General features: G+C 65.6%; 22 protein-coding genes. 9 read left to right on the top strand and 13 right to left on the bottom strand.

What is annotated here, in order from left to right:
- Positions 1 to 94: 94 nt before the first annotated feature.
- From L1081_RS28100 to arr, 4 genes are all read right to left on the bottom strand, one after another.
- A complete protein-coding gene (locus tag L1081_RS28100; protein ID WP_489417902.1) occupies positions 95 to 661 on the bottom strand; it encodes a hypothetical protein in 567 nt (188 codons plus the stop codon).
- 192 nt (positions 662 to 853) lie between these two features.
- Positions 854 to 1,240, bottom strand: coding sequence for a hypothetical protein (locus L1081_RS28095; protein ID WP_489417901.1), 387 nt, complete (start codon positions 1,238 to 1,240; stop codon positions 854 to 856).
- A gap of 9 nt (positions 1,241 to 1,249) precedes the next feature.
- Entirely contained in the window at positions 1,250 to 1,822 is a 573-nt protein-coding gene (locus tag L1081_RS28090) for a hypothetical protein (protein ID WP_489417900.1), read from the bottom strand.
- A gap of 203 nt (positions 1,823 to 2,025) precedes the next feature.
- On the bottom strand, positions 2,026 to 2,421 hold the full coding sequence (gene arr, locus L1081_RS28085) for an NAD(+)--rifampin ADP-ribosyltransferase (RefSeq protein WP_489417899.1): 396 nt from the start codon (positions 2,419 to 2,421) through the stop codon (positions 2,026 to 2,028).
- Positions 2,422 to 2,801: 380 nt separating this feature from the next.
- Here arr and L1081_RS28080 point away from each other — a divergent pair, with 380 nt between their 5' ends.
- Positions 2,802 to 3,260 carry a hypothetical protein gene (locus L1081_RS28080; protein WP_489417898.1) on the top strand — a complete coding sequence of 153 codons (459 nt, stop codon included), beginning with the start codon at positions 2,802 to 2,804 and terminating at the stop codon, positions 3,258 to 3,260.
- A gap of 284 nt (positions 3,261 to 3,544) precedes the next feature.
- Here the strand turns inward: L1081_RS28080 and L1081_RS28075 are convergent, their stop codons facing one another.
- Entirely contained in the window at positions 3,545 to 3,967 is a 423-nt protein-coding gene (locus L1081_RS28075) for a 2'-5' RNA ligase family protein (protein WP_489417897.1), read from the bottom strand.
- A 54-nt stretch (positions 3,968 to 4,021) separates the two neighbouring features.
- Positions 4,022 to 4,657, bottom strand: a complete 636-nt coding sequence (locus L1081_RS28070; protein ID WP_489417896.1) for an NAD(P)H-dependent oxidoreductase — start codon at positions 4,655 to 4,657, stop codon at positions 4,022 to 4,024.
- Between the two features lie 181 nt (positions 4,658 to 4,838).
- On the opposite strand from L1081_RS28070, the gene L1081_RS28065 reads away from it, so the two are divergent.
- Entirely contained in the window at positions 4,839 to 5,735 is an 897-nt protein-coding gene (locus tag L1081_RS28065; protein WP_489417895.1) for a LysR substrate-binding domain-containing protein, read from the top strand.
- Between the two features lie 173 nt (positions 5,736 to 5,908).
- Here L1081_RS28065 and L1081_RS28060 read toward each other — a convergent pair whose 3' ends face one another.
- A complete protein-coding gene (locus L1081_RS28060; protein WP_489417894.1) occupies positions 5,909 to 6,550 on the bottom strand; it encodes a dihydrofolate reductase family protein in 642 nt (213 codons plus the stop codon).
- Between the two features lie 191 nt (positions 6,551 to 6,741).
- Between L1081_RS28060 and L1081_RS28055 the strand changes: the two genes are divergently transcribed.
- Together L1081_RS28055 and map are read left to right on the top strand one after the other, a co-directional pair.
- Positions 6,742 to 6,996, top strand: coding sequence for a TA system antitoxin ParD family protein (locus L1081_RS28055; RefSeq protein WP_489417893.1), 255 nt, complete (start codon positions 6,742 to 6,744; stop codon positions 6,994 to 6,996).
- On the top strand, positions 6,996 to 7,808 hold the full coding sequence (gene map / locus L1081_RS28050; RefSeq protein WP_489417892.1) for a type I methionyl aminopeptidase: 813 nt from the start codon (positions 6,996 to 6,998) through the stop codon (positions 7,806 to 7,808). Before L1081_RS28055 ends, map begins: the two co-directional genes overlap by 1 nt.
- Here the strand turns inward: map and L1081_RS28045 are convergent.
- Positions 7,772 to 8,926: a citrate/2-methylcitrate synthase gene (locus L1081_RS28045; RefSeq protein WP_489417891.1), complete on the bottom strand. Its 1,155-nt coding sequence runs from the start codon at positions 8,924 to 8,926 to the stop codon at positions 7,772 to 7,774. The genes map and L1081_RS28045 overlap by 37 nt on opposite strands.
- A gap of 111 nt (positions 8,927 to 9,037) precedes the next feature.
- Between L1081_RS28045 and L1081_RS28040 the strand changes: the two genes are divergently transcribed.
- The 3 genes from L1081_RS28040 to L1081_RS28030 all read left to right on the top strand — a co-directional run bounded on the left by L1081_RS28040 (position 9,038) and on the right by L1081_RS28030 (position 11,651).
- Entirely contained in the window at positions 9,038 to 9,991 is a 954-nt protein-coding gene (locus tag L1081_RS28040; RefSeq protein ID WP_489417890.1) for an NAD(P)-dependent oxidoreductase, read from the top strand.
- A gap of 112 nt (positions 9,992 to 10,103) precedes the next feature.
- The gene (locus L1081_RS28035) at positions 10,104 to 11,081 is read left to right on the top strand and encodes a tripartite tricarboxylate transporter substrate-binding protein (protein WP_489417889.1); all 978 of its coding nucleotides are present in this window, start codon (positions 10,104 to 10,106) and stop codon (positions 11,079 to 11,081) included.
- A 126-nt stretch (positions 11,082 to 11,207) separates the two neighbouring features.
- Positions 11,208 to 11,651: a nuclear transport factor 2 family protein gene (locus L1081_RS28030; RefSeq protein ID WP_489417888.1), complete on the top strand. Its 444-nt coding sequence runs from the start codon at positions 11,208 to 11,210 to the stop codon at positions 11,649 to 11,651.
- A gap of 40 nt (positions 11,652 to 11,691) precedes the next feature.
- Here L1081_RS28030 and L1081_RS28025 read toward each other — a convergent pair whose 3' ends face one another.
- The 4 genes from L1081_RS28025 to L1081_RS28010 all read right to left on the bottom strand — a co-directional run bounded on the left by L1081_RS28025 (position 11,692) and on the right by L1081_RS28010 (position 16,281).
- A complete protein-coding gene (locus L1081_RS28025) occupies positions 11,692 to 12,123 on the bottom strand; it encodes a DUF3592 domain-containing protein (protein ID WP_489417887.1) in 432 nt (143 codons plus the stop codon).
- A 109-nt stretch (positions 12,124 to 12,232) separates the two neighbouring features.
- Positions 12,233 to 14,749 (bottom strand): TonB-dependent siderophore receptor, encoded by a 2,517-nt coding sequence (locus L1081_RS28020; RefSeq protein WP_489417886.1) that lies wholly within the window; start codon positions 14,747 to 14,749, stop codon positions 12,233 to 12,235.
- Between the two features lie 57 nt (positions 14,750 to 14,806).
- Positions 14,807 to 15,784, bottom strand: coding sequence for a FecR domain-containing protein (locus L1081_RS28015; RefSeq protein ID WP_489417885.1), 978 nt, complete (start codon positions 15,782 to 15,784; stop codon positions 14,807 to 14,809).
- The gene (locus L1081_RS28010) at positions 15,781 to 16,281 is read right to left on the bottom strand and encodes a sigma-70 family RNA polymerase sigma factor (protein ID WP_319442745.1); all 501 of its coding nucleotides are present in this window, start codon (positions 16,279 to 16,281) and stop codon (positions 15,781 to 15,783) included. Before L1081_RS28010 ends, L1081_RS28015 begins: the two co-directional genes overlap by 4 nt.
- Before the next feature lie 69 nt (positions 16,282 to 16,350).
- Between L1081_RS28010 and L1081_RS28005 the strand changes: the two genes are divergently transcribed.
- Entirely contained in the window at positions 16,351 to 16,557 is a 207-nt protein-coding gene (locus L1081_RS28005) for an isocitrate/isopropylmalate family dehydrogenase (RefSeq protein WP_489417884.1), read from the top strand.
- 14 nt (positions 16,558 to 16,571) lie between these two features.
- Positions 16,572 to 17,426, top strand: coding sequence for an NAD(P)-binding domain-containing protein (locus L1081_RS28000; protein WP_489417998.1), 855 nt, complete (start codon positions 16,572 to 16,574; stop codon positions 17,424 to 17,426).
- 21 nt (positions 17,427 to 17,447) lie between these two features.
- Here the strand turns inward: L1081_RS28000 and L1081_RS27995 are convergent, their stop codons facing one another.
- A complete protein-coding gene (locus L1081_RS27995; protein ID WP_489417883.1) occupies positions 17,448 to 18,722 on the bottom strand; it encodes a LysR substrate-binding domain-containing protein in 1,275 nt (424 codons plus the stop codon).
- Positions 18,723 to 18,907: the final 185 nt, after the last annotated feature.

Raw genomic sequence — 18,907 nt, 5'->3', positions numbered from 1 at the left:
TCGAGCAGCTTGCCAGCATCACCGGTAGAGATTCGCCTCAACTGATGAGGGTCAGCCGCGATCGAACGCAGCTCGATAGGACGACCTCACGGGCTCAAAGATGGCCACCGACGAGGGGACCCCAAGCATAGGCATATTGGTCCGCGGCTGCCTCAACTTCCTTGGAGTTCGCCTTGCTCCACATACGGGTGTACCAATCCACGTGGTGCCCGACCTCGTGGCATAGCAGGTGCTCGAGATAGAAGCGACGCAGTCCTGCTATTTCGAAAGAAATCGCCCAAGAGTCGCGCATTCGCCGCAGCACACCTCCGTATCGAATGAAGTGTGCAACGCCGCCTCGTGGGGGCTGTCGTTTTCCCAAGGGTAAGACGCCATCTGCAGGCCAAGCGTACAGAACAACTACGCGCACGCCACTGCCACAAATGAACTCCGCGAGCGATTCATCTGGCCCTCCATGGCGACGCGCACGCTTCCGCAGCCAGATATGAGTGATGCCCTCGCGGTGCTGTGCCGGCAGACGCTCCAGCGCCGCTGCTACTTCTTCTACGCTGACTGGAAACACATAGTCGCGCGAAGGATTGTCCTGCAGGAGCACGGGCAAGCGTTGCCCGTCGACAGGGCGTTGCAGCGAGTGCGCGCGAGCAAAGATGTTGTCAGTCAAGCTCCGGCGAGTTCGGCCTCCATACAGGTCGCCATAGGTTCGACTCTTCTTCCAAGGAGTTGTGGAACGCCGCGTCATCTGGCCTATCGCCTGAGTTCAAGTGGCCGAATTCTGCCGCAACTGCGAAAGTCCGGTCTTGGCCGGTGGCCGTCATCTTAAAAAAGACGCTCGCCACATGAGGGGGCGGATAGCTCAGTCATCGTCCTCATCGGGCGGCGTTCGTTCGATGACCCACTTCTCGTCAGGACCCACACGCCTGGCCTGGAATCCGGGCGCAAGCTTGGCGAGCTCAACTATCGCCGGATCGATTTCCAGGACATGGCCGAGACCGGCAAGCGCAACGTCTTCCAACTCCTCGCTTACTCCGTCCAGAAACTGCCATCCGTGATCGTCCTCATCATGTGAAACCAGCAGGATCGGTCGACTACGATTCAAGACGCTTTTTGAGAAGACCGTTACGCAGTTGCGGGGCTGATCGAATGCCCATTTCATAGTGTCGTTGGCTTCTTCTGATGGGTCTGTGGTCGTGTCGAATGACTGCTGTTGGCCGCGAGGAGGCGTCTTGGTGATTGTCCTCATGCCGCGAGCTCAGCAGAGCTGAACGAATGTTGTGAACGCGTCCTTCGCCGGGTCATGGAAAACATACACCGCCGCCTCGTCATGAAAGTAGTCGGCCACAGGAAACTGTCCCAAGAAGACCAAAGGGCCAGCATCTCCGACGGGCCACGCTGGAGCCTGCAACCAGCGCGGGGGCTGCTTGGCGTACTTAAACAGTTCCAAGATTCTCTGACGCAGCCATGCCTTTCTCTGTTTGGAAGGCAGGGGTGGCGCGGCATCGAGTAACGAGGCAAGGAACTTGACGTCCGCGTCGAGCCAGCGCGGCTGGGCATCGAGCAGCAGCGCATATTCCGCCGTTGCGGCCCCGGCCAGCGCCGTCTCCACTCCGTGCTTCTGGAGCAACGAGACCAGTACGTCCTGTGCGTTGAGCACGTGGCCCGGGTCGCTGAGGTCGAGCCCGATCAGGTAGTGGAACAGCGTCGTCCCCGTTTGGCAAAATCGAGGAGCGCTCTCTGCCGAGAGCAAGGTTTCAATGTCCGAATCGTTATTGAGCTGTTGCTCGAACTCGGACACCGGGGTTTTGCCAGAGGCGAAGTCGCTCAATCGTTGCAGGGCTTCAGTTGATGGAGGCATTCTCGAAGGCTTCTAGATTGGCATGCGCCGCGAACGACCGGTCTCGCGGGACCAGTCGCAACTGGCTGAATGATTGCATGTGGCCGAATTCAGCCGCGCAGCTGCAACTCCCAAAGCGGCCAACATCCCAGTTTTTCCCGATCGCTATCCTGCGCGGCATCGGCAGGCGTGATTCAGTTAATGATCTCTCCCATGCCTGCGCGTACGCGCTCCCTCAACTGCAGAATGTATTCCGTGTCAAAGAGTTCCCAGGTCTCCAGTTCGCCGACGATACGAAGCGGCTCCCGACTGCGGTATGAGCGTGTGGGATTGCCCGGAAACTTCTTGTCGGTGACGTTGGGGTCGTCCTCGAAGGCGCCTGTCGGTTCGACGATGTAGACGCGGCGACGACCGTCGCCCTTCGCCATTTCCGCAGCCAGCCCGGCGCCTTTGGGCCAGGCGGTGAAGTAGATGTGATTCATCACGACGTCGCCGTCGTAGTTTGAGCGGAAGCCTGCGGCGAGCAGGTCGCCCACCTGGAGGTCCGCGCGCGTTCCGTGGAAGTAAGGGCCGGTGTCCAAGACAGCCATCGCAAGTCGCTCCTCGACAGAAACGAAAAGCCGCGGAGTTTACTCGGGTGAATGTTCACGTAAGCCGTGGAGCGAGGGCCCCTGTTCGGGTGCTGCAGGGCGCCTTTGAAAAAGACAGCTCCTGGCCGATTTCAGCGGTTGGCCGCATTCTGCCTTTCCGGCGGCCGGCGCGCGCGGCCGCGCCATCCCGGTCGGGCAGTAGGAGGCGGCCCGGGGGGGGCGCGCGCGCTTCCGAAGCGTCTGTCATCGAAGATGCAGAGCCGCGAGATTCGCGGGGCACTCTTAGGGTTTGCGTTGACAAGATGAGGGTCAAACCCTGTTCCGGAGCACAGTAAGAATTACGTAAGATTCGCGCCCCACACGCCCCAACCAAGGTACCTATGCTCGACGTCGACTTGCCAGTGCCCGCTGCGGCCGTTCGTAGCCTTCTTGCCAGCCGCGGGATCGTTCCGGCGCTGGCCCTGCTCAACGATAGGACGTCCTATCGGTTCACGGCGATCTACAAATTGAACGGCGACGTGATGCGCGCGGCGCATGCCTTCGACCGCGACTCTGAATATCGCACCTGGCTGAAGGTGGTGCCTCTGGGCAAGAGCTTCTGCCAGTACGCCCTCGAGCACGGCGAGTTCGTGACCAGCCATGCCTCCGAGGATCAGCGCCTGACGAGCCGACCTTATGTCGGCATGGTCGAGTCGTACTACGGCCGGCTGCTGACGCGAGGATGCGGCACGCCTTATGGCACCTTCATCCATTTCGACTTGGAGTCACGCAGCATTCCCACGGAGGAAATCCGCGTCCTGCGCGAGGTGATCCCGCAGTTCATTGACTACTTGGAATGAACAAGTGAAAGCAAAGGCCCACCAAACGAACGACTGGCGTAGAGGCCGAATCTGGCTGTCGACGTGCGATCAGGGCTGAACCGGACGCCCATGAAGCCGAGGAGGCTTCATCACATTGAACATTGAGAGGTTGCAAATGGGAGACCTGCTTATTCGTTCAGGTAACTACATCCGAGAGAGGCGAAATTTCCTCAAGTTTGCCGTCATGGGCTTTGGCACAGTTGCTTCTGTTCTTGCTTTTATTTTCTTCGGTTCCTACGGCGGATGGCCATTGTGGATCTTTCTCATAGCCGTTTCGTTCGCGGTCGGATATCGGCCGGAGCCAGATGGAAGACATGCAACTTTTCCCAACGGCCTGTTGAATTTTCAATCAACACGACCGAAGCGCAATTCGCCTTGATGCCGCTAAATGAATCTAGCCGCCTCTGCAACTCAGCAGCGGCCGCATCGGGCTTGGACGGATCCCCATGGGCAACAGTAAGGTGCGGAACCACTCCTTCGTGTTCCCTTCCGTAGGGCTGGAAATCAGGAAAGACGTCCACGAGCGCCTTGGTCATGGCGATGAACGGCTCGGGAGGTTCCGGCACAAGATATGCGGTCGCTGGGAAGGGCGCCACCCTGTTCAATGAAAAGGAGAAGGCGGCGACTCGATTCAACGCGTGTTGCGCTCGGTCCAGTACGGCAGGTGTGATGTGCTGAGGGTCCATGAACGGCACAGGCACAGTGATGTGTGCCTGCAAAGCCCTGCCGTCCGGCGAGGCTCAGGATTGGCGGGTGATTTCAACTCTCGCAGCGCGGTCGATCTGCGGCTGCAGCGCGGCAAGGAATCCATCCATCGTCTGCTCATGCAGGTCGACGGCTTTCGCCCCGCCGCCCGCCACCACGGTGACGTCCCCGATGCCGATAACGCCGAGGATGAGCCGAAGGTATTGCGTCGCGATGTCGCGATCCTGGATGGGCGATCCCTCGGTATAGACGCCACCGGAGGCGAGCAGCAGGGTCGCCTTCTTGCCCTTGACAAGACCTCGGTTGTCGAAGCCGAGCGTCGCGCCCTTGCGGACGATGTGATCCACCCACGCCTTGAGCGAGGCCGGGACGTTGTAGTTGTAGACCGGCGTCGAGATGACAAGGTGCTCGGCTGCGAGTAGTTCGGCGACCAGTTCATCGGACAGTCGAAGCTCCTCCTTCATCGCTTGCGATTGATCTGCGGGCGGCGTGAAGTAGGCTTGGAGCCAGGGCGCCGTGACGAACGAGAGCCCGGTATCGGCGAGATCGCGATGCACGATGTGACCTCCCCGATTCACGGTGCGCCATGTCGTGAGGAAGCGTTGGGTCATTTGACGCGAGACGGACTGGTCGCCGCGTGGGCTGGTCTCGACAACGAGAAGCTGGGTCATCGGAGGTTTCTTTCTTTCGGAATGGGTGAGCGATACGCGGGCTGCCGATGGATGGGCTGAAAAAGCTTCAGCAGCTCGCCGCGCAGGGCAATAAGTGGCGCGTGGCGGCAATCTAGGCGCCACGCTGCTTCAGCGGAAGCGATAAAAATCTGATACTTTCCATCTGTTTTAGAGATGGAAAATGATCGACAGTCTTACCCTCGACCAGTTGCGGGTCCTCGTAGCCATCGCCGACGCAGGCAGTTTTTCAGCCGCCGGCCGCGAACTCAGGCGCGCGCAGTCGGCGATCAGCCAAGCCGTCGCCAATCTCGAGGGGATCCAAGGCGTCGAACTGTTCGACCGCCGGGGGCACCGCCCCCGTCTGACCGATGTGGGTCGGGTGTTGGTAGATCAAGCCCGGTTGGTGCTTGCAAGCGCCACTCGTTTCGAGGCCGTTGCGGCCAGCACGCGGGCGGGTGTAGAGCCAGAGTTGACGATCGCGATCGATCCCCTGGTGCCGACCGCACCGTTGATTGACAGCTTGCGCACGCTGAGCGAAACCTTTCCCGATCTCCCGGTGCATTTTTCGACCGAAGGGCTGGGCGGTTCATTGCGGCGGCTTCGTGGTGGTTCGGCGGCCATTGCCCTGTGCTTGCTGCTGCCTGGCGTCCCTGAGGACATTGCCGCCTATCCGTTGCTGCGCGCTCCAATGCGCGCAGTCGTCTCGCCCGGCCACCCTCTCGCCTCGTTGGGCCGTCCGGCGACAGAGAGCGACCTCGCGCCGCACGTCCAATTGGTCCTGTCGGATCCAGTCGACCCGGGCAGCGCAAATTACGGCGTGGCCAGCACCCGACTTTGGCGATTTGTCGATCTCGGTCGTCGACTCGATTTTCTTTTGGCGGGATTCGGTTGGTGCCGCATGCCCGAGCACCTCGTGGCGAGGTTGATCGCCGCCGGGGAGCTCACCGCGATCGAGGTTCACGAAGATCCAACGCCGCCCGAAGGACTGACGATCTACGCGGCGCACCGGCGTGATCGTGCGCTCGGCTTCGCGGGACGATGGTTGCTCGATGAGTTGCGTCGAAGCCTCGTCTCGTGATCAAGTGGAACACCGGAAAGCCGCCCTTTGCGAGCGCCTGCTGTGGCCGAACGCGGCTACTCGTCAGCATCAGCCGCAGGTGGTTGGCTCAGGCGCCGTGTGGCTGCCCAGAGGAGAAAAAAGGCACATAAGGCCCGAGCTCTGCCTGCAGCAAGGGACTGCATCGCACGCTTTTACTTTCTCGTAAATTTCAGGTGAATCACGTTCGGCGCCGCCACCGTTTTCACCATCGCGAGGGCATGCAGGGCTTCGACGCCGTCGAACAGGCGCTCGCCACCGCCGAGCAAGGTCGGAACGAGGTGAAGCTGCATTTCGTCGACCAGGTCGGCCTTCAGGTATTGCTGCGCAGCGAGCGCGCCGCCCGCGAGCGCTACGTCCTTTTTGCCCGCCGCGCGGCGGGCCTGATCCAGCGCACTCTCGATGCCGTCAGTCACGAACGTGAAGCTCGTGCCGCCCTCCATGACCAACGGGTCGCGCGCGTGATGCGTGAGCACGAACACCGGGTGATGAAACGGCGGATTGCGGCCCCACCAGCCGTTCCAGGGATCCGTTTTGTTCCACGGACCCGGACCGCCTCCGAACATGTTGCGGCCCATGATGGTCGCGCCGATGTTGGCAAGTTCCTCTTCCATCACGGGCGCGCTCTCGTTCACCACGCCGCCATCCGTGCCATGTGGCCGCCGCCAGGCCTCGAGCGGGACCACCCACTCGTGCAATTGCTCGCCGCCGATGCCGAGCGGTTCCCGCAAGCTCTGGCTCGGACCGGCGACGAAACCGTCCAGTGACATCGAGATCCTGAATCGAAGCTTTGACATGCTGCGTCTCCTGCAGGCGTGGGCGAAGAGAGCGAGTCTAGGAATTGCAGGGCCGCGCGGCAATGCCAATGAAGCCGCGGTTTCTGCCAAGGACGCGCCGTCCGCGGGCTCGTCGAGCTTATCCGTCCGGTCAATTCCAGTGGCTATACGAAATATATACAATACATGTACGTTTCATATAAGGGCAAGCGATGGGCATCGTGAAAATTTCGGACCTGATGCATGAGAACCTGCGGGTGGCGGGCAACGCGCTGAGCAGGTCCATCAATGCGCAGGCAGAGCACTGGATGAGGGTCGGCATGCTGACCGAGATGCATCCGGAACTGGACTACCGCGAAATCTGCCAATTGCTGATTCAGGCTGAACTCGCGGGCGGCCTGGACATTGCCGCGGCCGTCACTACCCAGCCCGGCAAGCCCCGCGGATCGTCGACCGGAAAACACTAGTGGCGCACGGCATTCCCATCAAGTCCGCCGAGGAACTCGAGATGGCGCGGCGCGCCGGCAGGCTTGCCGCGGAGGTACTGCAGATGGTCGAGCCCTACGTGGTGCCGGGAGTGAACACGGAGACGCTCGACCGGATCTGCCACGACCACATCGTGAACGTGCAGGGCGCCATTCCAGCCAACGTGGGATACCAGGGGTATCCCAAAACCATCCTCACCTCCGTCAACCAGGTGGTTTGCCATGGCATCCCGTCTCCGACCAAGATCCTGAAGAAGGGCGACATCATCAACATCGATGTCGCAGTCATCAAGGACGGCTGGTTCGGCGACACCAGCCGCTTGTACTTCGTCGGCGCGCCCAGCGTGCTGGCTCGGCGCCTGGTGGAGACGACCTACGAGGCCATGTTGGCCGGAATCCGGCAAGTCAGGCCTGGAGCGAGGCTGGGCGATATCGGCCATGCGATCCAGTCGGTCGCTCACCGGGAGCAATTCAGCGTGGTGCGCGAGTACTGCGGACATGGCATCGGCCGGATCTACCACGACGAACCGCAAGTGCTGCACTACGGGCAGCGCGGGGAAGGCCTTGAGCTGGAGCCGGGGATGGTCTTCACCATCGAGCCGATGCTCAATGCAGGCAAGCGCGAGATCAGGCAATTGCCCGACGGGTGGACCGTCGTGACCAAGGACCGGTCGCTGTCTGCCCAGTGGGAACACATGGTGGCCGTCACCCCCGAGGGATATGAAGTGCTGACGGCCTGGCCGGAAAGTACGGGCAGCTACGCGCCAAGCGCCTCGGGCACCGGTCCCACATAGCGCCCGCGCGGGCGGATCACCTGCGCTGTGCCGAGCTGCTCCAGGCTGTGCGCCAGCAGCCCGACGCTGCGCGCGGTTGCGAACAGGCCAAAGGCCGCATCGGCAGGAAGCCGATGGTGAGCGGCCATGGCGGCCAGCGCGACGTCGATGTTGGGCTGCAAGCCGGTCAGCTTGGTCACCTTTGCGATGAAGCGCGCGATCACCTTGGGAGGCTCGAACAAGGCCAGCAACGCGGCCGCACGCGGGTCGCCGCCGGGGTAGAGGTGATGGCCGAATCCAGCCAGCGACAAGCCGTTCGAGAGATGGTGGGCCAGCACCTGGTCTTCCCCCAGCCGCTCCACCTCGCTGAACAGCGCGCGCACGCGGCCCGAGGCATCGCCGTGCAAGGGGCCGGAGAGGGTGGTCAATCCGGCCAGCAGGCATGCGGGCAGCGAGGCGCCGGTCGAAGCGGCAATGCGCGCGGCAAAGGCCGAACTGGTCAGCTCGTGATCGGCCAGGAGCACCAGGGCCGTTCGCAGCAGATCGGCCACCTTGGCGGGCTGCTTCCATCCTCTTGCAAAGCGAAGATGCAGCGCTTCGTGGCCCGGTGACGCACCGAACGCGTTGGCCAGCCGGCCCACCAGGTCCTGGCCTTCGGCATGCAGCACCCGCGTCAGGCGCCCCCCGGTGGAATGGCCGGCGGCTGCCAGGTTCGCCAAGGCGGTGAAGGCCGCGCCTCGGCCCGGCTTGCCGGAACGCAGGGACGCCATGCAAGCGAAATCGACGGCATGTTCGGCGCCCCACAACAGTAGAGCCGCATCCTCCAGCGTGGCGGTCCGGGCCATGCGCACGGCATCCCGGCCCCGGTAGTACGGCCGCCCGCGGGAGAACGCGCACAGGGCCGTCGGAATGCTGGGCTCCGACCCGAACAGCGTGTTGGCGGCCAGCGTCTCGTGCTTGCGGCCGGCCTGCTTGCGCTTGGCCAGGCCGGCCACGTCCTCGGCGCGGTAGAGCCTGCGCCGCGTGTCGGCCGGATCGGGCATGACCTCGAGCTTGCCGCGGCTCACGTACGCGTAGATCGTCTGGGGCTGCACACCCAGGAGCTTGCACGCCTCGGTCATTGAAATCCAGGAAGCCATGGGCAGGTCGTCGGAGTCGGTTTGTATTGATTATATGTATCAAGATTGACCTATATGTCAATCTATTAATAGCATGCGCCCAGCTCTGTGACGAACGCTCGAGCGGCGAATATGAAACCCCAAGTCCTTCAACTCAATCCGATCCTGATCCCCGCGATCAACGACAAGCTTGCCTCGCTCTACGCCGTGCACAAGCACTTCGAGCTGCCCGATCCAGAGGGCTGGCTGCGTGAACACGGCGCGTCGATCGACGCCGTGATCACCGGCGGGCACACCGGCATTTCGCGCGCGATGCTGGAGCAGTTGCCCAGCCTGAAGGTGGTGGCCGTCAATGGCGTCGGCACCGACGCTGTGGACCTGGCGTACTGCCGGGAGCGGGGCCTGCCCGTCACCGCAACGCTGGGTGCGCTCACCGAAGATGTGGCCGACCTCGCCATCGGCTTGCTGATCGCGGCCTGCCGCAACCTGTGTGCGGGCGACCGGTTCGTGCGGGACGGCCAGTGGGAGTTCCATCCCCAGCCCAGCGCCATTCCGCTTGCCCGCCGCTTCAGCGGCATGCGCATAGGCATCGTCGGAATGGGCCGGGTGGGCCGCGCCGTCGCGGTGCGGGCGGCTGCCTTCGGTTGTGCCATCCGCTACACCGACCTGCGTGCCATGGAAGATGTCGCGTACCGCTTCATGCCGAGCCTGGTGGACCTGGCGCGCGAATCGGATGCGCTGGTGCTGTGCGCAGCCGCGGACCGGGCCGAAGGCATCGTCGATGCGGCCGTGCTCGACGCGCTGGGCCCGCGCGGCTTCCTGGTCAATGTCGCGCGCGGCCGGCTCGTCAACGAGGCCGACCTCACGCAAGCGCTGGTTGAGGGCCGCATTGCGGGCGCGGGGCTGGACGTGTTCGTCGACGAACCACGCGTGCCGCCGGCGCTGCGCCAGTCCGAGCGCGTGACCTTGCAGGCCCACCGCGCCAGCGCCACCTGGGAGACCCGCACTGCCATGGCCGAGATGGTGCTGGCCAGCATTGCCCAGGCCCTGGCAGGCGAGCGCCCGGCCATGAGCCTGACCACCTGAGCCCTGCGCTCGCGGCGCAGCGGCCGTGCCCGCACCAAGATCACGCTCGAGCGAACGCGACGAGCCGGCCTTTCAAAAGAGACGACAGACCCACCCCCAAGAGGAGACATCCATGCAGCTCATATCCCTGATCAAGATCCTTGCAGTCTCGGCGTCGCTGGCTGCGATGCCGATCACCGCATCGGCCGAGGCGGCTTACCCGGCGCGCGCCATCAAGATCGTCGTGCCCGCGCCGCCGGGCGGCGCGATCGACACCATCGCCCGCGTCGTGGGCGACAAGCTCGCGGTGTCGATGGGCCAGCCGGTGATCGTCGACAACAGGCCCGGCGCTTCCAACAACCTCGGCACGGACGTTCTCGCCAGGTCGGCGCCCGATGGCTACACGATCGGCATCGTGGGCGGCAGCCACAACATCAACAAGTTCCTGTTTAAGAACCTCGGCTGGGATCCGGAAAAAAGCTTCGAGCCCATCGTCTACAGCCACGAGGTTCCGCTGGTGTTCGCCATCTACCCGCAACTGCCGGCCAGGACGCTGCCCGAGCTGGTGGCGTGGATGAAGGCCCATCCGGACGAGGCCAAGGTTGCCACCTCCGGCCGCGGCAGCGCGCAGGAAATGGCGGCCGAGATGTTCCGCATGGCCAGCGGCGCGCCGATGCTGCTGGTGCCCTACAAGGGCTCGTCCGCCGCGCATCCGGACCTGCTGGCCGGACGCACCGCGCTCTTCATCGACACCATCAGTGCCATCCAGCCGCAGGTGAAGGCCGGCAACGTGCGCGCCGTGGCGGTGTCGATGCGCAAGCGGACAAGCTCGCTGCCCGAAGTGCCGACCGCGGACGAGCAGGGATTGAAGGGCTACGACGCCAACACGAACGGCGGGTTCCTGGCGCCGGCCGGAACGCCCAAGGCCATCATTGCCAAGCTGAATGCCGAGATCAACGCGGCGCTCAAGCTGCCCGACGTACGGGCGAAACTGGAGGCTGCCGGCATCGAGGTACAGGGCGGCACGCCGCAGGCGTATGCCGCACTGATCAAGTCCGACCTTGCCAAGTGGGGCAGGGTGGTGAAGGAGGCGGGGATCCAGGCGGAGTGAGGGCGGGTGGGGTCGCGTGCAACGCGCGATGCCAACGGCGCAGCCAACTGGCCCTCTATGAGCTTGCTGGCCGGGGTCGATCGGACTAATCTCGGCATCCAAGCCGCCCGCCGGAGGTGCCCCATCATGCAAACGCCGAATCCCGAAGTGACCACGGAAGTGTTGCAGGCATTTGCCGATGCATGGAATCGGCACGATGTCGATGCGCTCATGTCGTTCATGACGCCCGACTGCGTCTTCGAAGCCTCAGCCGGCGCCGAAGCCTGCGGCGCTCGCTACGTCGGCGCTGCGGCGGTGCGAGCTGCTTTTGCGGAAGTCTGGGCGGTCTTTCCCGATGCCCACTGGGGGAACGCACGCCATTTCGTCCATGGGGACCGCGGCGTGTCGGAGTGGACGTTCACGGGAACGCGCACGGACGGAACCCGCGTCGAAGTCCAAGGCTGCGATCTGTTTACTTTTCGCGACGGCAGGATTCTTCTGAAGAACTCCTATCGCAAGAACCGTCAGTCGGCTGCGGCTGCGGCTGCGGCTGCGGCTGCGGCTGCGGCTGCGGCTGCGGCGCCGCGGTGACGCCCGCGTGCGCGTGCCGCAAGCACAACGCGGTTGGTTTTCATGCGGCTTGCGTCGTCACCTTGTGGACCAGCCAGCCAAAGCCGGTAAAGACCGCGCCGATGAGACCCGCGATGAGCGTGCCGCCCCACAGTTCAAACCAATCGTCGAGCAACAGGTCGCGCGGGTCGGAGGGTTGAAAGAACACGCCGACGGATTCTCCGACCTCGTAGCGCGGCGTGCCGCTGCTGCTCGACGACGTGAATTCGATGAACGCGCCGGACGGCGCCCGGAACTGCACGCGCGGCCGCCAGGTGCCCTCGGTGTTGCTCTTGCTGCTGCTTCGCACGTGCTCCAGGTCCGTCACCTCGCCCTCGGCACGGGCGGCAGACGCGATGAAAGCGACCCGTTGATAGAAGAGAAATCCCGAAAGCGTGAGCAGTGCAATGCCGATGAGGGAAAGAACAAACTTGGCGCAGGTTTCGATCTTCATTCGATGAGGGGCGGACACCCTGGTTTTCTGCGCCGGGAAAGACGCATGCGATTATGCGGTCGCAGCCAGCGGCAGGGAGGGAATCGCCGCGCGATGGCCCCGGCGCGGCCTACCAGCGGTGGGTATAGCTGGCCGTCAACACGGCGCCCGCTGCGGGCAGGCGGCTGTTGTTGCTGCCGCTGCGAATCAGCTGGCTGTACAGCGGCAGGTAGTAGCGATTGAACAGGTTCTGGATGCCGACGGTGATGTAGCGCTTGGAATCCAGGTTGTAGCGGCCCACCACGTCGACCGAGTAATAGCTCTTCACGTCGGCGCGGGCGAACTGCGTCCGGCCGTCGGCCAGCCGGTAGTCGCGCGCACCGAACCAGGTGAGCTGCGTGCGTACGCTCCAGCGCTCGCCGGGCTTGTACTGCACGTAGCCCGTGACCTTCACCGGCGGAATCCGGTAGCCGGTCATGATCTGGTCGCGCAGCGCGTCCTGCGGCGTCTCGCGGCCTTGCATCCAGGTCAGCGTGCCGCCGGTGGACCAGGCCTTTCCGTAGTGGTCCACGGTGGCCTCCAGCCCGTGGATGCGCTCACGGGTGCGCAGCAGGCGCAAGCCGTTGTTGAAGGACTGCACCGCACCCAGGTCGGAGCGTGAATGGAAGATCGCTAGCGATGCCGCGGTATTGCCGGAACTGCCGCGCCAGCCGAGCTCGTAGTTGTCAGTCTTGACCGGCTCCAGATCGGACGCGCCGATGTTGAAGCGCGCACCCGCGTTGCGCAATTGCAGGCCGACATCCGGCAGGTCGAAGCCCTGGCTGAACGAGGCGTAGAACTCCTGGCCCTTCGCAGGCTTGAAGGCGACGCCGGCGTTGTACAGCAAGGCGTCGTAGCTGAGCTTGCCGCCGCGAACGGTGGCCGGCCGGGCCAGCCTGGACTGCGACAGCGGCTGGAAATCATCGAAGCTGGCCTGCGCCTTCTCGTAGCGCAGGCCGGCCTCCGCCGACCAGCGATCGCTGAAGCGGTGCTGCAACTGCGCGAAGGCGCCGGCGCTCTGGGTCCGGGTCCAGGGCATGTAGATCTGCTGGCCGATCGTGCGGAAGACCAGGCCCCCGCTGGCGTCGTACAGGGCCGGGTTGAACACGTCGATCGGCATGTTGCTGCGCTCGCGAATGAAGTCTGCACCCCACACCACGCGCGAATCGCCACTGTCGCCCAGCGGGGTGTCCACCGTCAGGCGGCCGCCCGCCACCTTGTTGTTCTGCATCACCTGATCCACATGGCCTCCCCGGTTGGGGTTGTTGCGCGAATCGGATGGCGCGAAGCGGGTGAAGTTGTCGCGGCCATAGAGCATGGCCGATACAGAGCTGCCGGCGAGGTTCCTGTGCTCGTAGCTGGCACTCAGCAGCGTGTTCTCGACCTGGTTCTGCTCGTCGAGCACCAGGCCCTTGATGGCGCGCGCCGCGACGCTGCCCAGCGGCGCCCGGTTGACGCTCGGATCGCTGGCGTAGTCCGAGTGCTGGCGTGCACGCAGGTAGCTGGCCGCGAACTGCAGCCGTTGGTCGGCGTCGATGCGGATCCCCAGCTTGCCCCCCAGGCTGAAGGTGTTGGAATCGAACAGGTCGCCCTGGCTCGCGTCGGGGGCGATGCGGTCGCCGTGGCCGTCGTAGGAGCCGCCGATGCGGCGTGCGGAAAAATCCACCTCGTAGTCGATGACCTCGCCGCGGCCCGACATGTACTGCTGCACCTGTCCGCCCAGGCCATTGCGGCTCAGATGCGACAGCGAGGCATCGATGCCCACGGTGGTCTGCACCACCGGCTCGCCGCCCACCGGGCGCGTGGTGACCGAGACGATGCCGCCGCTGGCGCCGCTGCCGTAGACCGCGTTGCTGCCGCGCAGCACCTCGAGCCGCTCGATGCGGCTGGGCTCGATGTTCACCAGGTTGCGCGAGGAATCCCGGTTCGTGTTGAGCGGGATGCCGTCCACCAGCACCAGCACGTTGCGTCCGCGCAGCGTCTGGCCGAAGTCGCTCAGGTTGCGGCTGGAGTCGGACATCCCGGGCACGCTCTTGGTCAGCATGGCACCGAGGTTCGGGGAGGTGGCCCGCAGATCCTCCAGTTCCTCGCCCTCGATCACCGTGACCTGGCGGGTCGGCTGCATCAGGGAACCACCCAGGCGCTGGTCGGTGACGGCGACTTCCGGCAGCAACGACGCACCGCTGGCGGCCGAAGCGCCCCCGCCGGAAGCGGCGGACGCACCGGATGGGGCTGTGCCGTCGTCGGTCGCATTCCGCGACCGGATCCGCAGGGCGCCGGCTGGCGACTCGTCGACCACCAGGCCGGAGCCTTCCAGGGCTTGGCGCACCGCCTGCGCCGGCGGAAACGCGCCGTGGATGGCGCGTGCCCGCCGGCCGCCGAGCAATGCGGGATCGGCCGTGATGGTGCGTCCGCTGTCCTGGCCGATGCGGGTCAGGGTGTCGGCCAACGGGCCTTCAGGAATGTCGAGCCGTACGGCGGCTGCGGCGGCAGCCGGCTCGGCGGCCCACGCGGCCGCGGGCCATGCCGCGCAGGCCAGCGTGGCGGCGCAGGCCAGTCCGCGCAGCCGATGGCGGGAGCGCGGGAGAAGGGAAGGGGAATGAATCATGAGAAGGGGCCTTTCGCTCTGTCTTGAAGACCTTGTGGAGCGAGACCGGAAAACCCCTCATCTTTTTTCGACGTCGATCGACACCAGCCAGGGTCCGAGCCGCTGCACCTGCAGCGGCAGCGTGTAGGCGAGGGCGGCCAGCGCATCGTCCACGTCGAGCCGGAAGATGCCGAACACCCGCAATGCCGCCGCCGGCCTGGACACCCGGATGAAGCCGGTGTGGTAGGCCCGCAGGGCGTCGACCGTCTCCCCGAGCGTCCAGTCCCGCACGGCGAGCATTCCGTCGCGCCAGGCGGCACGATCCGTGGCGCGGCCTGCGAGTGGCTCCAGCGCTTGATTCGAGGCCGAAGCTCCCTCGCCGGCACGCAGGCGCACCGAGCGTCCGTCCGCGAGCTGCACCTGCACGGCGCCGTCCATCGCGACCACCTCGGTGGCGGACGCGCGCGCGCGGCAGTGCATGCGGGCTCCCTCGCCAAGCACGCGGCAGTGCGGCGTATCGATGGCCAGGACGGACGCGCTCGACGCGGCGGGCGTCGCGATCAGTGCGCCGGACCGCAGCCGCAACTGCATTGCGCCGGAACGGTGGAGAACATCGACCGCGGAACGGGCATCCAGAAGCACATCGGTGCCGTCGGCAAGGGTGAAGTTCTTTCGCTGTGCGGTGCCGGTGTGCAGGTCGGCCGTGAGCTCGCCGATCGGCGTGAGGCGGTCCGCCAGCAAGCCAGCAGTCGCGGCCGTGCCCGCGACTGCGAGCGCGCCCCGAAAGACGCGCCGGCGCCGCACCTTGTGAAGCGCCAGCACGGCCGCTTGCGCATGGGGCATGGCACCGCGTTCCCGAAAGGCCCGCACGGTCTCCAGCGGCGCCTCCAGCACGCCGCCGCTGACGCGGGCCCAGGCCGCCTGATTGTCCGGGTCGGAGGACAGCCAATGCTCGAAGGCTTGCCGCTCCCTCTCTCCGAAGCGGTTGGACTCCTGGCACACCCGCCAGTCCACGGCGGCATCCAGCGCCCGGTCGCGTGACGCGGAGGCCGTCACGGAGCGTGGCGCAAGCACTGCATCATGGCCCGCCGCATGTGGCGTTCGACCGTGGCCAGCGATACACCGAGCTGGCGCGCGATCTCGGGGTAGCTCAGCCCGTCCAGCCGCGAGAGAAGGAAGGCCGTGCGCACTGGCGCGGGCAGCGCGGAAAGAATGCGGTCGATCTGCTGGATCGCATCCATCAACTGCGCGTGCTCCTCCGGCGACAGCGCCATTGCCTGGGGCATGTGCCGCAATGTGTCCAGGTAAGCCGCTTCCAGGTCGTGCCGTCGCCACAGCTGGAACAGCACGCGTTTGGCGATGGTCGTGAGGAACGCGCGCGCATCCTGGATCTCGGTGCGCCCGCCGTTCTCGCTGAGCTGGACGAAGGTCTCCGACGTCACGTCCTCCGCATCGCTGCGATTGGGCAGCCGCCGCAGCAATCGGCCGAGCAGCCATGCATGGTGATCGCGGAAGACGGATTCCAGATCTGGCAGGACGGAAGCAGAAGACATCGGAGTTGATCTGAGCGCGGCGGAAAAAGGGAGGCCGCGGGCGGCGGCGGCTGGGCGCGCTGGATTTTAATGAGAATTATTACCTTTAAGACAAACAAATCGTCGCGACCGCCTCGGCCGAGCTCGGCGACAGGCCCGTTCCAGGGCGCGCGCGGCTCGGCGCCCGACATCGCGGACCAGGACCTCGCCAGCCCCCTTGCTACCATCCTGTCCGGCGCGTTGATGCTGCGCTGGCTCGGCGAGCGCCATTCATCGCAACCCAGGAGATTCCCTTGAAAAAGAACATCGGCATGATCGGCATCGGCATGATGGGCCACGGCATTGCCAGCAACATCGTGAAGCACGGCTACCCGCTGGCCGTGCTCGAGCACTCCGGCAACCAGCCGCTGGACGCGCTCAAGGCCGCCGGCGTGCGCAGCTTCACGCGCGCGGCCGAGCTGGCGGCGCAGTCCGACATCGTCATCCTCGTGCTCACGGGCTCGCCCCAGGTCGAGGCCGTGCTCACGGGTGAAGGCGGCGTGCTGCAGGGCTTGCGCCCGGGCAGCATCGTCATCGACTGCTCCACCGCGATTCCCGCTTCCACGCTGCGCATGGCCGAGGCCGTGCAGGCTGCGGGCAGCCGCTTCCTGGATACGCCGATGACGCGCACGCCCAAGGAAGCGGCCGAAGGACGGCTCAACCTGCTGGTGGGCGGCGATGCGGCCCTGCTCGAGGAATGCCGCCCGCTGCTGTCGTGCTTTGCCGAGAACATCCTGCACGCGGGCCCGGTGGGCGCGGGCCATGGCATGAAGCTGCTGCACAACTTCGTCTCGCTGGGCACGGTGGCGCTGATCGCCGAGGCGGCCGCCTGCGCCGGCCAGCACGGCGTGGCGCCCGAAATGTTCGTGGAGATCCTGGCCAAGGGCGGCGGCGGCGGCGTGGCGCTGGAGCGGCTGCGGCCCTACCTCACGGCCAAGGACACGTCGAGCCTGCGCTTTTCGATCGCCAATGCGAGCAAGGACCTCGGCTACTACAACACCATGGCGGGCGATGCCGGTGCGCACCGCGACATTGCGGCGGCGGTGCTGCAGACGCTGCAGCATGCGCAAGGCCTGGCGCCCGAGGCCTTGGTCCCCGAGCTGGCGGACCTGCTGGCCCGGCGCTGAGCGCCGGCGGCCGTCCGCATTTCACGGGCCGCGGTTTCCGGCCTTCGCGTGGAAGTCCGGCGAGCGGGCGACCACCGCGCGGATCTCCTGCATCAGTGCACTCGCACCGGGCGAGGGAAACGCACCGAGGCGCTGGGTGAGGCCGATCTCGCGCCGCGTCTCGTCGAGCGGAAAGTCGAGCACCACCAGGCTGGCGTTGCGGATCTCGTGGCGCAGCTGGTGGGCCGAGATCGCGGTCAGCATGTCGCTCTCGAGCAGCAGGCCGCGCAGCACGGCGAGGTCGCCAGTCTCCACCGACGGAACCGGCGGCGCCTCGCATGCGGCCGAAAAAAAGCGCTCGAGCAGCTCGCGCGACGGCGTGCCCTGCCGCGAGAGCGCCCAGCTCGCCTGCCGCAGCGCATCGAAGTCGACGCGCGCGGCGAGCGCCAGCGGATGGCCGGCGCGCGCGATCACCGATATGCGGTCTTCGAACAGCGCTTCCTGCTGCAGGTCGCGCGCCTCGGCGCCGCTGCGCAGCGCGCCCAGGATGAAGTCGATGTCGCCGCTGCGCAGCGATGCCGCCAGTGCGTCGTAAGGACTTTCGACCGTGGCGACGTGCAGCCCCGGATGGCGCGCCAGCAGCGAGGCGATCGCTTGCGGCAGTATCTGCGTGCGGCCGAGCGGCAGCGCCCCCACGTTCACGCTGCCCTGCAGCATGCCTTCGCTGGCCGCGATGTCGGGGCCGATGTGGCGCAGCTCCGCGAGCACGCGCTTGAAATGGAAGGCCACGATTTCGCCGGCCGGCGTGGGCACGAGGCCGCGCGTCCTGCGCTCGAGCAGCGCGACGCCGAGCCCGCCCTCGAGGTCCTTCAGAGTGCTGCTGATTGCCGGCTGCGTGATGCCGAACTCGCGTGCGACCGCCGGCATGTTGCGCTTTTCCACCAGGCTCGCGATCACCGCAAGGCGCCGGCCGTTGAGGATCGACGCAAAGAGCGAATGCACGTCGGCGGACGCGCCGATGCCGCCGCGCGCGACGAGCTGGGCGCGCGCGTCCTCGAACTCGCGCTCGATGCGGCGCGCGCGCAGCAGCACCAGCTCGCCGTAGGAGTTCAGCGCCATGCCGCGCGGGCCGCGGTCGAACAGCGGCCGGCCGAGCGCGCCTTCGAGTTCGGAAATGGAGCGCGTCACGCCCGAGGCGACGCGGAACAGCTGCTCGTCCGCGGCCCGGGCGATGCTGCCAGCCGCCGCCACGGCCGTGAACGCGCGCAGGTGCCGCAGGTTGAGGCCCAGCGCATGCGTGTGCGTGCGATCGATCACTTTGTCTTGCAGCTGGTGTCGGCCCGTCATTCCAGAGGTGCCGGGGCGCGAGCCCTGGCCGATAAGAAAGTCTGATGGTAGGGCAAGCCGAACTCACGCCACGCGGCGGCGTTCGGAATCACACTTGACGCAAGGGGCCGGCGCACGCGCTGCGCATGCCGGCAAGACACCACCCAGCCACCACG

This window comes from Variovorax sp. MSC1_012, assembly GCF_023667525.1.
Lineage (GTDB): Bacteria > Pseudomonadota > Gammaproteobacteria > Burkholderiales > Burkholderiaceae_C > Variovorax > Variovorax beijingensis_B.
Note: the sequence above shows the minus strand (reverse complement) of the source record. Positions and strands in the feature narration are given on the sequence as shown.